General features: G+C 65.6%; 13 protein-coding genes. 6 read left to right on the forward strand and 7 right to left on the reverse strand.

Annotation, left to right across the window (positions count from 1 at the left end; all coding sequences use genetic code 11):
• The first annotated feature begins 44 nt into the window (after positions 1-44).
• Positions 45-221, forward strand: a complete 177-nt coding sequence (locus CFB49_RS19480; protein ID WP_069618521.1) for a DUF3563 family protein — start codon at positions 45-47, stop codon at positions 219-221.
• A gap of 115 nt (positions 222-336) precedes the next feature.
• Here CFB49_RS19480 and CFB49_RS19485 read toward each other — a convergent pair whose 3' ends face one another.
• From CFB49_RS19485 to CFB49_RS19505, 5 genes are all read right to left on the reverse strand, one after another.
• A complete protein-coding gene (locus tag CFB49_RS19485; protein WP_069618520.1) occupies positions 337-756 on the reverse strand; it encodes an organic hydroperoxide resistance protein in 420 nt (139 codons plus the stop codon).
• 156 nt (positions 757-912) lie between these two features.
• Positions 913-1,365, reverse strand: a complete 453-nt coding sequence (locus CFB49_RS19490) for a MarR family winged helix-turn-helix transcriptional regulator (RefSeq protein ID WP_069618519.1) — start codon at positions 1,363-1,365, stop codon at positions 913-915.
• A gap of 191 nt (positions 1,366-1,556) precedes the next feature.
• Positions 1,557-2,366 (reverse strand): BPSS1780 family membrane protein, encoded by an 810-nt coding sequence (locus CFB49_RS19495; protein ID WP_069618518.1) that lies wholly within the window; start codon positions 2,364-2,366, stop codon positions 1,557-1,559.
• Complete coding sequence (locus tag CFB49_RS19500; RefSeq protein WP_069618517.1) at positions 2,357-3,355, reverse strand: homoserine kinase; 999 nt, start codon at positions 3,353-3,355, stop codon at positions 2,357-2,359. The genes CFB49_RS19495 and CFB49_RS19500 overlap by 10 nt, the downstream gene beginning before the upstream one ends.
• 98 nt (positions 3,356-3,453) lie before the next feature.
• Positions 3,454-3,849 (reverse strand): hypothetical protein, encoded by a 396-nt coding sequence (locus CFB49_RS19505; protein WP_006486478.1) that lies wholly within the window; start codon positions 3,847-3,849, stop codon positions 3,454-3,456.
• A gap of 128 nt (positions 3,850-3,977) precedes the next feature.
• Here CFB49_RS19505 and CFB49_RS19510 point away from each other — a divergent pair, with 128 nt between their 5' ends.
• The gene (locus CFB49_RS19510; RefSeq protein ID WP_089437061.1) at positions 3,978-5,504 is read left to right on the forward strand and encodes an AMP nucleosidase; all 1,527 of its coding nucleotides are present in this window, start codon (positions 3,978-3,980) and stop codon (positions 5,502-5,504) included.
• A gap of 278 nt (positions 5,505-5,782) precedes the next feature.
• Positions 5,783-5,980: a hypothetical protein gene (locus tag CFB49_RS35800; protein WP_124502739.1), complete on the forward strand. Its 198-nt coding sequence runs from the start codon at positions 5,783-5,785 to the stop codon at positions 5,978-5,980.
• A 732-nt stretch (positions 5,981-6,712) separates the two neighbouring features.
• Here the strand turns inward: CFB49_RS35800 and CFB49_RS19525 are convergent.
• Both CFB49_RS19525 and CFB49_RS19530 read right to left on the reverse strand, forming a co-directional pair.
• On the reverse strand, positions 6,713-7,003 hold the full coding sequence (locus tag CFB49_RS19525; protein ID WP_069618515.1) for a hypothetical protein: 291 nt from the start codon (positions 7,001-7,003) through the stop codon (positions 6,713-6,715).
• Positions 7,004-7,384: 381 nt separating this feature from the next.
• A complete protein-coding gene (locus CFB49_RS19530; protein ID WP_059237322.1) occupies positions 7,385-8,143 on the reverse strand; it encodes a TIGR00730 family Rossman fold protein in 759 nt (252 codons plus the stop codon).
• Position 8,144: 1 nt separating this feature from the next.
• On the opposite strand from CFB49_RS19530, the gene polA reads away from it, so the two are divergent.
• From polA to CFB49_RS19545, 3 genes are all read left to right on the forward strand, one after another.
• Positions 8,145-10,898 carry a DNA polymerase I gene (gene polA / locus CFB49_RS19535; RefSeq protein ID WP_089436158.1) on the forward strand — a complete coding sequence of 918 codons (2,754 nt, stop codon included), beginning with the start codon at positions 8,145-8,147 and terminating at the stop codon, positions 10,896-10,898.
• A gap of 277 nt (positions 10,899-11,175) precedes the next feature.
• Complete coding sequence (locus CFB49_RS19540; RefSeq protein WP_089436159.1) at positions 11,176-12,510, forward strand: NAD(P)/FAD-dependent oxidoreductase; 1,335 nt, start codon at positions 11,176-11,178, stop codon at positions 12,508-12,510.
• 295 nt (positions 12,511-12,805) lie between these two features.
• Positions 12,806-13,681 (forward strand): dienelactone hydrolase family protein, encoded by an 876-nt coding sequence (locus CFB49_RS19545; RefSeq protein ID WP_069618512.1) that lies wholly within the window; start codon positions 12,806-12,808, stop codon positions 13,679-13,681.
• The last annotated feature ends 17 nt before the right edge of the window (positions 13,682-13,698 follow it).

The following is a 13,698-nucleotide window of genomic DNA, read 5'->3' on the forward strand; positions in this document are numbered from 1 at the left end:
TCGGGAAAACCCTAGTCCAGAACCTTTGAATAGCGAGATCGACCATGTACCTGCTGAGCCACCTGTTCCTGATGCTGACCAAGAACGCCGAAAAGGCCGCGAAAGAGCGCGCCGACGCGTATCTGGCCGAAGCCACCGACATCTACGATCTCGAATTCCGCATGCGCAAGATCGATCGCGACGCGGCAATGAACCGTCCGTATTCGATCGGCGCGCGCTAAGCGGCGCACGCGGGCCCGCCGGCCCGCCATTTCGACGAATCGCGCAAAAGGGCGCGTGCGGCATCGAGCTGCACGCGCCCTTTTCGTATTCTGTCGAAGCCCGAACCTGGTCGCGTCAGACGACCGTCAGGCGCACCGGCACGTTGTTACGCGTGGCGTTCGAATACGGGCACACGTGGTGCGCCTTGTCGACCAGCGCTTGCGCGTCGTTCTTGTCGAGCCCCGGCAGCGACACGCGCAGTTCGATGTCGAGCCCGAAGCCGCCCGCGTCGTTCGGGCCGATGCCCACTTCCGCCGTCACTTGCGTATCGGCCGGCAGCGTCTGCTTGTTCTGGCCCGCGACGAATTTCATCGCGCTCAGGAAACAGGCCGAGTAACCTGCGGCAAACAGCTGCTCCGGATTCGTGCCTTCCGCGCCCGTGCCGCCGAGTTCGCGCGGCGCGGCCAGCTTCACTTCCAGCTTGTGGTCGGCGGATACCGCGCGGCCGTCGCGGCCGCCCGTGCTCGTGGCGCTGGTCTTGTACAGAATGTTCATCGTGCAACTCCTGTCGGGAAGAGAGGGGGAAAGCGGTCCGGTCGGACGGGATGTCGCCGGCCATGAGTGAAATATAGAACACAAATGATTAGTGTACAAATGAAATTTTGAAGAAAAACCCGCCCGCGCCGGGCGGGTGGCTTCGCGCGCGAAGTGTCAGCGTTCGTTGGCTACCGACAACGCGTCGCGCAACTGCTGGAGATCGGCGCGCAGCCTGATCAGGAAGTCGGGCGTCTGTTGCATCGCGCAAAAGAGATCGGCGGGCACCGAGCGCGCGCGGTCCTTCAGCGCACGGCCTTCCGGCGTCACGCGCACGTTGACGACGCGTTCGTCAGTCGCGCTGCGCACGCGCTCGACGTAGCCGAGCGCTTCCAGCCGCTTGAGCAGCGGCGTGACCGTGGCCGGATCGAGGTCGAGCCGTGCTGCGATGTCCTTCACGGCCAGGTCGTCGCGCTCCCACAGCACGAGCATCGCGAGATATTGGGGATAGGTCAGCGACAGCTTGTCGAGCAGCGGCTTGTACGCCTTCGTCATCGCGTGCGAAGTCGAGTAAAGCGCGAAGCAGAGTTGCTCGTCGAGCGTCTGGGGCAGCGGAGGCAGGCGATCCATGATTCGGGAAGCGCGTCGGATGCGCGAACGATTTGTACACAAATTATTTTGCGCGCAAAAGTTCAGGTTGAACAGGGGGCGACCAGAGACGGTCGATACCGGAAAAGGGGAGAGATCGGAAGCGCGCCGGGCGGCCACCCGGCGCGGGAAACAGCGTGACGGCCGGCGACATGCGCCGGCCGGGAGAAGGGTCAGCGGCCCGACATCGTCGTCGTTGCGCCCGGTTCCTGCACGCCGAAGCAGCCGCGATAGGTCGCGTAGAACGAGCAGTACAGCATCGTGACGATGATGATCGTCACCGGCATCATGATCGTCAGCGCATACGCGCCGGCGCCGAGCGCCTGCAGCAGCAGCGACAGCGCGAGCGACGTGCCGAGCGCGACGCCGAACCACAGCACGCCGTACACGACGAACGCGCCGCGATTGCGCCAGCAACTGACGACGCTGAAGAACAGCGCCTTCGCGGGCGGAACGTCATGCCACGCGACCAGCACCGGCGCGAACCAGAACAGCATCGCGACCGGCAGATAGAGTAGCGTCGCGAAGAACAGCGCGCCCAGCGTGCCTTGCGCGGCGAGCGTCTCGGGCGTCGTGTTCGCTTCGTCGGCCGCGCCCATCATCACGTGGAACAGCGCGCCGCCGTCCACGAGCGACGATGCCGCGAACACCAGCACCATCGACACGACGTAGATCACGCCGAGCACGAGCAGCCGCTGCGTCGCGACGGTGCCGTACGAGCGAAAGCCGTCGACGAGGATCGTCGGCATCACGGTCTTGCCGGCCACCGTGTCGCGGCACGCGGCCATGAAGCCGACCGCGATGCCGGGAATGAACACCAGCGGCAGCGCGGAGCCGATCACGGGCACCATCGACACCAGCGTGATCGCGAGCAGGTACGTGAAGAACAGCGTAATGAATGCGAGCGGATTCCGGCGGAACAGCCAGATGCCTTGACGGAACCAGACATAGCCCGTTTTCGCGGGCACTTCGATCAGTTGCATGCGGTTTGGATCTCGGGAAGCGCGGGCGTATGCGCGATACGCTCACGCAGAATGCGTTCGAAATGGCCGGGGTCGTGCGGCTTGAGCATCTCGGCCGCGCGCGGCAGGTAGAAGTCGTACAGGCGCGACACCCAGAAGCGGTACGCGCCGGCGCGCAGCATGTCGCTCCAGTGGCGGCGTTCCTCGGCCGTGAACGGCCGGACCGTCTGGTACGCGCGCAGCAGCGCATCGGCGCGCGCGACGTCGAGCACGCCGGTCGCAAGGTCGACGCACCAGTCGTTGACGGTAACCGCGACGTCGAACAGCCACTTGTCGCAGCCCGCGAAATAGAAGTCGAAGAAGCCGCCGAGCCGCACGTCGTGGCCGGTGCCGGGCGCCGCGTGCGCGAACAGCACGTTGTCGCGGAACAGGTCGCAATGGCATGGGCCGGCCGGCAGCGCCGCATAGTCGTCCGACGCGAAGAAACCGGCCTGGTGCGCGAGCTCGCTTTCGAGCAGCGTGCGTTGCGCGTCCGTGATGAACGGCACGATCGCCGGTACGTTCTCCTGCCACCACGGCAGGCTGCGCAGGTTCGGCTGGCTGCGCGGATAGTCGCGCCCCGCGAGGTGCAGGCGCGCGAGCATCTGCCCGACCTCGATGCAGTGTTCGACGCCGGGCGCGAGTTCGGCCGCGCCGTCGAGCTTCGTGACGATCGCGGCCGGCTTGCCGTGCAGCTCGCCGAACAGCGCGCCGTCGTCGCGCGGGACCGGGTCCGGCACCGGCACGCCGTGGGCGGCCAGGTGGCGCATCAGGTCGAGGTAGAACGGCAACTGCTGCGCCGTGAGCTTTTCGAAGATCGTGAGGACGTATTCGCCGCGCGTCGTCGTCAGGAAGAAATTGCTGTTTTCGATACCGGACGGAATGCCGCGGAACGCAAGCACGTCGCCCAGTTCGTAGTGGCGCATCCATTGCGCGAGATCGGAGTCGGAAACAGCGGTGAAAACGGCCATGCGGATGCGTCAGGTCAGGGTGTCGGCACGCGGGCGGCGTGCAGCGCGACAGCAGGTGAAGGGGCGGCGCGGCGCGGTCGGTGCGCGGCGCCACGGAATCAGTAGCGCAGGTTCAGCGACGGCAGGCGCGTGATCGGGATGCCCGCGTCGTGCGGCTTCGGCGACGTGTCGGGCGTCGAGCTCATCTGGTAGCGCGTGCCGAAGTTCGACTTCACGTCGATCTCGACCGGCTTGCCGCGGTCGCGGTACTCGGTGACTTCGGTGCCGTTCTTGCTCTTTTCGTGGAAGCTCGGCGTGCGGCGGATGTCGGCGAAGTCCACTTTCGACGTGACTTCGGCGCCCGGCCGGTTGATCTTGCGGAGATCGGGCAGGCCGGCGGCTTCGTTGGCCTCGGCCCGGGCCTGCGCGTCGGCGTCAGGCGTGCCGCCGGCGGCGTGGGCGACGCCGGCGGCGGCAAACGCGACGGCAGCGGCGACGAAAATGAGCGGCTTCATGATGAGTCTCCAGTGAACCTACCGATTTTAGCAAATACTGCGCGCCATCCGGCCCCCGCGTGCGCAGGGCGACCATAAGGGCGACCGGGTTCCGTGGTAATGTCGTCGGATCAGACGAGGTGATGAAAATGAAGAACGATTTGAGCCGCCGGCACCGTGTGCTGTCGCCCGAAAGCCCGTCGACCGAGGCTTTCGACGATCCGATCGCTGCCGTCGCGCGGCTGTCCGCCATTTACGACACGAATACGGGTTTCCTGCGCGATGCGTTCGCGCGCTATCGCCGCCACGAAGCGATCACCGAGCACGTGCGCGCGTGCTATCCGTTCGTGCGGATCCGCACCGACGTCAACACGCACGTCGATTCGCGCCGCTCGTACGGCTTCGTCGCGGGGCCGGGCGTGTTCGAGACGACGGTCACGCGCCCCGATCTCTTCGCGAACTACTACCGCGAGCAACTGCGCCTGCTGGCGAAGAACCACCATGTCAAGATCGAGATCGGCGTGTCGTCGCAGCCGATTCCGATCCATTTCGCGTTTCCGGAAGGCATCCATCTCGAGGGCGAACTCGATCGCGACCGCCTGCTCGCGATGCGCGACATCTTCGACACGCCCGACCTGTCGTATCTCGACGACCGCATCGTCAACGGCACGTTCGAGCCGGCGCCGGGCGAGCCGCATCCGCTCGCGCTGTTCACCGCCGCGCGCGTCGACTTCTCGCTGCATCGGCTGCGCCACTATACGGCGACGTCGCCCACGCATTTCCAGAACTATGTGCTCTACACGAACTACCAGTTCTACATCGACGAGTTCGTGAAGCTCGGCCGCACGATGATGACGGAAAGCGACGATCCCGAGGTGCGCGCGTACCGCAGCGAGTACAGCGCGTTCGTCGAGCCGGGCGACGTCGTCACGTACAACGCGAACCTCGGCGGCGAGCCGGCCGAGGGCACCGCGCCGCCGCGCCTGCCGCAGATGCCCGCGTATCACCTGAAGCGCGCGGACGGCAGCGGGATCACGATGGTCAACATCGGCGTCGGTCCGTCGAACGCGAAGACGATCACCGATCACATCGCGGTGCTGCGTCCGCACGCGTGGGTGATGCTCGGTCACTGCGCGGGGCTGCGCAACACGCAGCGTCTCGGCGACTACGTGCTCGCGCACGGTTACGTGCGGGAAGATCACGTGCTCGACGCCGACCTGCCGCTGTGGGTGCCGATCCCGGCGCTGGCCGAAGTGCAGCTCGCGCTCGAGCGCGGCGTGGCCGAGGTCACGCGGCTCGAGGGCGTGGAGCTGAAGCGCGTGATGCGCACGGGCACGGTCGCGAGCGTCGATAACCGCAACTGGGAGCTGCGCGACCATCGCGAACCCGTGCAGCGGCTGTCGCAGAGCCGCGCGATCGCGCTCGACATGGAAAGCGCGACGATCGCCGCCAACGGTTTCCGCTTCCGCGTGCCGTACGGCACGCTGCTGTGCGTGTCGGACAAGCCGCTGCATGGCGAGCTGAAACTGCCGGGCATGGCCGACACGTTCTATCGCGGGCAGGTCGACCAGCATCTGCAGATCGGCGTGAAGGCGATGGAGATCCTTCGCACGAACGGGCTCGACAAGCTGCATAGCCGGAAGCTGCGGAGCTTCGCGGAAGTGGCGTTCCAGTAACGCGCATGACTGGCAGGGGGAGGGCGATGCCCTGCCGGGCTTCGCGGCGGCGGGCGCGCGCCTGCGTTACCCCTCCGGTCGTCCGGACACTCGTCGTGGCCGCAATGCGGCCTTCGTACTCGGACGTGACCATATTCTCCAATTTGGAAGTTGTCCTATAGTTTTGTCCTTGTCATCGAAAGTATGCTCTCCTGCGTGGCGTTGTCCGACGCCCGCACGAAGGAACGGCGAACAGCCGATCCAATTGATTCTTATAATATTGAGAGTAGACATATCCGATGAAAATCAAAATCCTGCTGGCTTCCCTGATGCTCACTGCTTCGCTGTCGGCCATGGCCCAAGCGGTGATCGGTCCATCCAAGCCGAAGCCGCCTTGCGAAAGAGAAGCGGTGCTCGGCCCCTCCGATCCTTGCAAACCCGTCGCAGTAGTCGGCCCGAGCAAACCCAAACCGTGTTGGTGCTACCTCGTTAATTAAGCCGTGAAAGAGGCGCATCCATCCTTGGGTGCGCCTCGTTCGCAGGTTCAAGCGTGACAGAGAAGGGAACGCGTCGATGGCGCGACGGAGCGGCCTCTACTGCGCAAGCCGGGGGAGGCGCCGGTAGCCTCGAGATTTCATCGTTCATCGGCCGTCGGCTTTTTCTCGTCATTGTGATCGCTACGGTCTCCGTTCTGAGCAGTGCCATGAAGGCGTGCCCGGTACGGGGAATCGATTGAATGCGATGACGGTATTCGCTAGTGTCACCGACGGCAGCATGTCGCGCTCGTCGTCGCGGCAGACCAGGCTGTACCGGCTCTGCATCGACACGAACCGGGCGAGGCCGTGTTGTCGCCGGAACGTGAGCATCTTTCCGTGTTGCGGCGCCGTATTCGCTGGCCCGTCGTTTTCTCGCGCCGTTGCGCGGCGAATTCTGCGACTGGCAGCCGGGCGTGACGGCCGAGTCGATCGTCAGCGACGACATGGCCGATATCGTCGAGCATCGGATCGATATCGCGGCGCGAACCGGCAATCTCCCGACAGCGGGCTGATTGCGCGGCGCAGGCGTATTTGCGCCATCACAAGCGCGGGCGTGACGTGTGTGACTGCCGAGGGTGGGGGCGTCGGTCGACGTTCTTTCGGCCCGGTCAGGGCGGCTCGATAGAAGGGCGCGCCTGCGTCGGCAGATCGCCGATTTGCGGTGCAGGCGGCTCAAAGCGGCAAGGCCGGGGCTCAGCACTCACCCTTCTTTGCGTGTCCCGGCGGGCAGTGATAGCCGCCATGACCGCGATGACGCTGATGATCTTCCCATTCGCGGCGTTCCCAGTAGCGGCGGCCGTCCCAGTAGCGGTCGCCGTGCCAGCCGACGATTACCGCCGGTGCCGGGGCGACCACGACGGGCGCGGGTGCGACGACGACCGGCGCGGGCGTGCCGATGTTGACGTCGACGTTGACGGCGTGAGCGAGGCCGGACAGCGAAAGGCCGAGGCCGGCGAAAGCGAGGGCGATCAGCGAGCGTTGCATGTTCTTTTCCGTGGTGTCGTGATGAATGGGCCGACGCGACGCGATGGAAGCGAGGGGGACCGTTCCACCGGGGGAACGCCGCGTCGACACAATGCAGTGTGCTGCCGCGCGACGGAAAAGGCGAGTCATGATTATTACGGAGGATTGGCGGCGCGCAGGCGCGCGAAGGGCCATCCATTTGACAGTGGCGGGCCGCCGGTGCGGCTGAGCCCGTCGCATGACGCAGCGCCGACTGCGGGGATTTGACATTCGACCGCGCGCGGCGGTGAACGGTATTAACAGCGCGTTACAAAGTCGCGCCCGGCGTGCCGCCGGACCACGATGTCGGTCGCGTGCGAAGCACGACAACCGGCCGTCGGGCCGGCTGTCGTCACCGAATAGTTACAGATAGAACATCCGGTCTTCTTCCGGGCGCGGCGGATGATCGTCGTCGTCCGAACCTTCTTCCTCGCCGCTGTCCTCGTAGAACGCGAGCACCGCGTCGAGCACCTGGTCGGGATCGTCGATCACCTGCATCAGATCCATGTCTTCCGGATTGATCAGGCCCATCGGAATCAGTTGATCGCGGAACCATTGCAGCAGCCCCTGCCAGAATTCGCTGCCGACGAGAATGATCGGCACGAGGCGCGATTTTTTCGTCTGGATCAGCGTGAGCACTTCGGACAGTTCGTCGAGCGTGCCGAAGCCGCCCGGCATCACGATCACCGCATCCGAATTCTTCACGAACGTGACCTTGCGCGTGAAGAAGTGGCGGAAGCGCAGCGAGATGTCCTGATAGTGGTTGCCGGCCTGTTCGTGCGGCAGCTCGATGTTCAGGCCGACCGACGGCGCCTTGCCGGCGTGCGCGCCCTTGTTCGCGGCTTCCATGATGCCGGGGCCGCCGCCGGAGATCACCGCGAAGCCGGCGTCCGACAGCTTGCGCGCGATCTGCGCGGCGAGCTTGTAGTGCGGCGTGTCGGGTTTGAGGCGGGCAGAACCGTAGATGCTGACAGCCGGGCGGATCTCCGACAGGTACTCGGTCGCCTCGATAAACTCTGCCATAATCGTGAACATCTGCCACGATGCGCGCGCCTTCTTGGCCGTCGCGCGCTCTTGATCTGCGAGCGAACGCAGACTCGGAATCACTTTTCTCTTGTTCATAATGCCTGAAGAACGAAATCTGGAAGGTAAGACCCTGCTATTGGTTGACGGTTCGAGCTATCTGTATCGGGCTTACCATGCGATGCCTGATTTGCGTGGCCCTGGCGGGGAGCCGACCGGAGCGCTCTACGGAATCATCAACATGCTGCGCCGTATGCGCAAGGAAGTCAGTGCAGAGTATAGCGCTTGCGTGTTCGATGCAAAGGGCAAGACGTTCCGCGACGACCTATATGCCGACTATAAGGCAAACCGTCCGTCGATGCCGCCCGACCTCGCGTTGCAGGTCGAGCCGATCCACGGCGCGGTGCGCGCGCTCGGCTGGCCGCTGCTGATGGTCGAAGGCGTCGAGGCCGACGACGTGATCGGCACGCTCGCGCGCGAAGCCGAACGGCACGGGATGAACGTGATCGTGTCGACGGGCGACAAGGATCTCGCGCAGCTCGTGACCGACCGCGTCACGCTCGTCAACACGATGACCAACGAGACGCTCGACCGCGACGGCGTGCTCGCGAAGTTCGGCGTGCCGCCCGAGCGCATCATCGACTACCTCGCGCTGATCGGCGACACCGTCGACAACGTGCCGGGCGTCGAGAAATGCGGGCCGAAGACGGCCGTGAAATGGCTGTCGCAATACGACAGCCTCGACGGCGTCATCGAACACGCGGCCGAGATCAAGGGCGTGGTCGGCGACAACCTGCGCCGCGCGCTCGACTTCCTGCCGCTCGGCCGCCGGCTCGTGACGGTCGACACGGCCTGCGATCTCGCGCCGCATCTCGACTCGATCGAAGCTTCGCTGAAGAGCGACGGCGAGGCGCGCGACCTGTTGCGCGACATTTTCGCGCGCTATGGCTTCAAGACCTGGCTGCGTGAAGTCGAGAGCGCACCGGCCGAAGGCGGCGGCGCCGATGCGCCGGAAGGCGAGCCGGCCCCGGTGATCGCAGCCGACGTCGTGCGCGAATACGACACGATCCAGACCTGGGAACAGTTCGATGCGTGGTTCGCGAAGATCGACGCGGCCGCGCTGACCGCGTTCGACACCGAGACGACCGCGCTCGATCCGATGCTCGCGCGGCTCGTCGGCCTGTCGTTCTCGATCGAGCCGGGCAAGGCGGCCTACCTGCCGGTCGCGCACCGCGGCCCCGACATGCCCGAGCAGCTTCCGCTCGACGAAGTGCTCGCGCGCCTGAAGCCGTGGCTCGAATCGGCCGATCGCAAGAAGGTCGGCCAGCACCTGAAGTACGACGCACAGGTGCTCGCGAACTACGACATCGCGTTGAACGGTATCGAGCACGACACGCTGCTCGAATCGTACGTGCTCGAATCGCACCGCACGCACGACATGGACAGCCTCGCGCTGCGTCATCTGGGCGTCAAGACGATCAAGTACGAGGACGTGGCCGGCAAGGGCGCGAAACAGATCGGTTTCGATGAAGTGGCGCTCGCGCAGGCCGCCGAATACGCGGCCGAAGACGCCGACATCACGCTGCAGCTTCATCACGCGCTGTATCCGCAGGTCGCGCGCGAGCCGGGCCTCGAGCGCGTGTATCGCGAGATCGAGATGCCGGTGTCGCTCGTGCTGCGCAAGATGGAGCGCACCGGCGTGCTGATCGACGATGCGCGCCTGCACGCGCAGAGCACCGAAATCGCGACGCGCCTGATCGAACTCGAGGGCGAGGCATACGAACTGGCGGGTGGCGAATTCAATCTCGGCTCGCCGAAGCAGATCGGGCAGATCTTCTTCGAGAAGCTGCAGTTGCCGGTCGTGAAGAAGACGCCGAGCGGCGCGCCGTCGACGGACGAGGAAGTGCTGCAGAAGCTGGCGGAGGACTACCCGCTGCCGAAGCTGCTGCTCGAGCATCGCGGGCTGTCGAAACTGAAGTCGACCTATACCGACAAGCTGCCGCGGATGGTGAACCCCGCCACCGGCCGCGTGCACACGAATTATGCGCAGGCCGTCGCGGTGACGGGCCGCCTTGCGTCGAACGATCCCAATCTTCAGAACATTCCGGTGCGCACGGCCGAAGGCCGGCGTATCCGCGAAGCGTTCATCGCCTCGCCGGGCCACCGGATCGTGTCGGCCGACTATTCGCAGATCGAACTGCGGATCATGGCGCACATCTCGGGCGACGCGTCGCTGCTGCGTGCGTTCTCGCAGGGCGAGGACATCCACCGCGCGACGGCCGCCGAGGTGTTCGGCGTGACGCCGCTGGAGGTCAATTCCGACCAGCGCCGGATCGCGAAGGTAATCAACTTCGGGCTCATCTACGGGATGAGCGCGTTCGGGCTCGCATCGAATCTCGGCATCACGCGCGACGCGGCGAAGCTCTATATCGACCGCTATTTCGCGCGCTATCCGGGCGTCGCGCAGTACATGGAAGACACGCGCGCGGCGGCGAAGGAGAAGGGCTACGTCGAAACCGTTTTCGGTCGCCGCCTGTGGCTGCCGGAGATCAACGGCGGCAACGGTCCGCGCCGCCAGGCGGCCGAGCGCGCGGCCATCAATGCACCGATGCAGGGCACGGCGGCCGACCTGATCAAGCTGTCGATGATCGCGGTGGACGACTGGCTCACGCGCGACCGGCTTGCGTCGCGAATGATCATGCAGGTGCACGACGAACTGGTGCTCGAGGTGCCCGAAAGCGAGCTGTCGCTCGTGCGCGAGAAACTGCCGGAAATGATGTGCGGCGTCGCGAAGCTGAAGGTGCCGCTGGTCGCCGAAGTGGGCGCCGGCGCGAACTGGGAAGAGGCACACTGACGCACCCCGTGCGATTCCCCGCTTCCCGCGGCATATTGTTGCAGGGATGCCAAATATCGAGATGGTTTGCTTGTGGTCAACGCGCAAGCTCCCGGACAATGCATGTCAGGCATGTCATTGAAGCGGGGCGGCGCGCCCCGCGTGCCGGATCGGCCGCATCGTAGTGCTTCGAACTGCACATCGATGATGTCCGAACCGGTTAATCCACCGGGCGGCGCGCGTGCATCGCGTTTGCTTCATCCGGCGGCAGCATTTCGACTCGCAAAGGGGGAATCAGATGCATCGGATCATCATCGTAGGCGGAGGCGCGGGTGGCCTGGAACTGGCGACGCGGCTCGGCGACCGTTACGGCGCGCGCGGCAATCGTCCCGCGCGTGCGCTCGTCACGCTCGTCGACCGCAATCCGACTCACATCTGGAAACCGCTGCTGCACGAGGTCGCGGCCGGCAGCATGGACCCGTTCACGCAGGAACTCGAATATGCAGCGCAGGCGCGCTGGCACGGCTTCGAGTTCCAGCAGGGCGAGCTGACCGGGCTCGACCGCGCGGCGAAGCGCGTCACGCTGTCGCCGCTCAACGACAGCGACGGCGAGGAACTGCTGCCGGCGCGCGAGCTGGAATACGACACGCTGGTGATCGCGATCGGCAGCACGACCCACTTCTTCGGCGTGCAGGGCGCGCCGGAAAACGCGATCGCACTCGACACGGTCGGGGAGGCCGAACGCTTCCGCAAGCGGCTGATCGCGGCATGCATGCGCGCCGAGCACCAGGCGCCGGCGCCTACCGTGCCCGGCGAGTCGGCCGAGCCGCGTATCCAGGTCGTGATCGTCGGCGGCGGCGCGACGGGCGTCGAGTTGTCCGCGGAGCTGCGCAATACCGCGCAGGTGCTGTCCGTGTACGGGCTGCACAAGCTCGATCCGCGCCATGACGTCGGCATCGTGCTGATCGAATCGGGGCCGCGGATCCTGCCGGCACTGCAGGAGCGCGTGTCGACGGCGACGGCCGAACTGCTCGAAAAGCTCGGCGTGCGGCTGATGCTCAGCGAGCGCGTGACCGAGGTGGCGCCCGGGTTCGTGCATACCGCGAGCGGCAAGGCGGTGCGCGCGGACCTGACGGTGTGGGCGGCCGGCATCAAGGCGCCGTCCGTGCTGTCGCACCTCGACGGCCTTCAGGTCAACAAGCTCGGTCAACTCGACGTGCGCCGCACGCTGCAGACCTTCACCGACGACAACGTGTTCGCACTCGGCGATTGTGCGGCCTGCGCATGGCCGGGCAACGAACGCAACGTGCCGCCGCGCGCCCAGGCGGCGCACCAGCAGGCGAGTTTCCTGCTCAAGGCGATCGGCTGCCGGCTCGAAGGCCGCTCGCTGCCGGAGTTCACGTACCGCGATTTCGGCTCGCTCGTGTCGCTCGGCCACTTCAGCGCGGTCGGCAACCTGATGGGCGGGCTGATCGGCGGCAACATGCTGATCGAAGGGCTGTTCGCGCGCTTCATGTACATGTCGCTGTACCGGCTGCACATCGCGGCGCTGCACGGTTATCCGCGGATGATGCTCGACACGGTCGCGCACTGGCTGCGGCGCACGACGCTGCCGCGCGTCAAGCTGCACTGATCGCGTCGTCGCACGCGGAGCGGGCGGGGAATGCGCATGTCGTGCGTGTTCGCCGCCCGTTTTTCTTTTCGATTCGCCAGGGTTCGCGCGACGATCGATTCGGCGCCGCCTCGTGTCGTAATCGAGTCTTACACATCCGACAGTTGACGCGACAACGGATTATTGGGCATCTTGTCCGGGTTTTCGTTTGCGGCGGCGTGCCAACCGCCGCGACTTCCGCGCCGCGCGCCGGTGCGATGCTCCGTCATGCCGTATCGGCGATCGTGACGGCGGCGCCCAATCGAGGAGTGCATTCATGTTGAAACCCGAAGTCGACAGCCTGGTCCCCCACGTCCCGTTCTCGCGCCGCAAGTTCATGCAGGCTGCGCTCGGCGGCACCTTCGCGGCGGCCGTGCTGCCCGTGTCGGCGCAGACGGTCACGACCGACAGCGCCGGGCTGGACGTCGACACCATCGAGATCCGCTCGGGCGATGCGAGTATTCCGGCGTATCGCGCACAGCCGGTCGACAAGACGAACCTGCCGGTCGTCATCGTGATCCACGAGATCTTCGGCGTGCACGCGCATATCGCCGATGTGTGCCGGCGCTTCGCGAAGCTCGGCTATCTCGCGATCGCGCCCGACCTGTTCGCCCGGCAGGGCAATGCGGCGAAGTATCCGACGATGAAGGAGCTGTACGACCACATCATCAGCAAGGTGCCGGACCGGCAGGTGACGGAGGATCTCGATGCGACCGTCGCGTGGGCCGGCAAGAACGGCGGCGACCTGTCGCGTCTTGGCGTGACGGGGTTTTGCTGGGGCGGTCGCCAGGCGTGGCTGTATGCGGAGCACAATCCGCACGTGCTGGCCGCCGTGGCGTGGTACGGCTTCGTCGAAGGCAAGACCGACGAGATGACGCCGTTCAATCCGGTCGACCATGCGTCGTTGCTGAAGGTGCCGGTGCTCGGGCTGTATGGCGAGAAGGATCAGAACATCACGCAGGCGTCGCTCGCGGACATGCGCAAGGCGATCCAGGCGAGCGATTCGAAGCGCGCGCGCGAATCGGAGATCGTCGTGTATCCGGATGCCGGTCACGCGTTCTTCGCCGACTACCGGCCGAGTTACGTGAAGGGCGATGCCGAGGACGGCTGGAAGCGCGCGATCGAGTGGTTCCAAAAGTACGGCGTGATGTAAACGACGAGCGGCGGCAT

It is taken from the genome of Burkholderia sp. AU17457, from assembly GCF_002223255.1.
In the GTDB taxonomy this organism is placed as follows: domain Bacteria; phylum Pseudomonadota; class Gammaproteobacteria; order Burkholderiales; family Burkholderiaceae; genus Burkholderia; species Burkholderia sola.

Bases quoted from the DNA above. Each gene is read 5' to 3' on its own strand.
- CFB49_RS19485 (WP_069618520.1), bottom strand. From the start codon at position 756: ATGAACATTCTGTACAAGACCAGCGCCACGAGCACGGGCGGCCGCGAC.
- CFB49_RS19510 (WP_089437061.1), top strand. From the start codon at position 3,978: ATGAAGAACGATTTGAGCCGCCGGCACCGTGTGCTGTCGCCCGAAAGC.
- CFB49_RS19500 (WP_069618517.1), bottom strand. From the start codon at position 3,355: ATGGCCGTTTTCACCGCTGTTTCCGACTCCGATCTCGCGCAATGGATG.
- CFB49_RS19490 (WP_069618519.1), bottom strand. From the start codon at position 1,365: ATGGATCGCCTGCCTCCGCTGCCCCAGACGCTCGACGAGCAACTCTGC.
- CFB49_RS19480 (WP_069618521.1), top strand. From the start codon at position 45: ATGTACCTGCTGAGCCACCTGTTCCTGATGCTGACCAAGAACGCCGAA.
- CFB49_RS19540 (WP_089436159.1), top strand. From the start codon at position 11,176: ATGCATCGGATCATCATCGTAGGCGGAGGCGCGGGTGGCCTGGAACTG.
- CFB49_RS19495 (WP_069618518.1), bottom strand. From the start codon at position 2,366: ATGCAACTGATCGAAGTGCCCGCGAAAACGGGCTATGTCTGGTTCCGT.
- CFB49_RS19530 (WP_059237322.1), bottom strand. From the start codon at position 8,143: ATGAACAAGAGAAAAGTGATTCCGAGTCTGCGTTCGCTCGCAGATCAA.
- CFB49_RS35800 (WP_124502739.1), top strand. From the start codon at position 5,783: ATGAAAATCAAAATCCTGCTGGCTTCCCTGATGCTCACTGCTTCGCTG.
- polA (WP_089436158.1), top strand. From the start codon at position 8,145: ATGCCTGAAGAACGAAATCTGGAAGGTAAGACCCTGCTATTGGTTGAC.
- CFB49_RS19505 (WP_006486478.1), bottom strand. From the start codon at position 3,849: ATGAAGCCGCTCATTTTCGTCGCCGCTGCCGTCGCGTTTGCCGCCGCC.
- CFB49_RS19545 (WP_069618512.1), top strand. From the start codon at position 12,806: ATGTTGAAACCCGAAGTCGACAGCCTGGTCCCCCACGTCCCGTTCTCG.
- CFB49_RS19525 (WP_069618515.1), bottom strand. From the start codon at position 7,003: ATGCAACGCTCGCTGATCGCCCTCGCTTTCGCCGGCCTCGGCCTTTCG.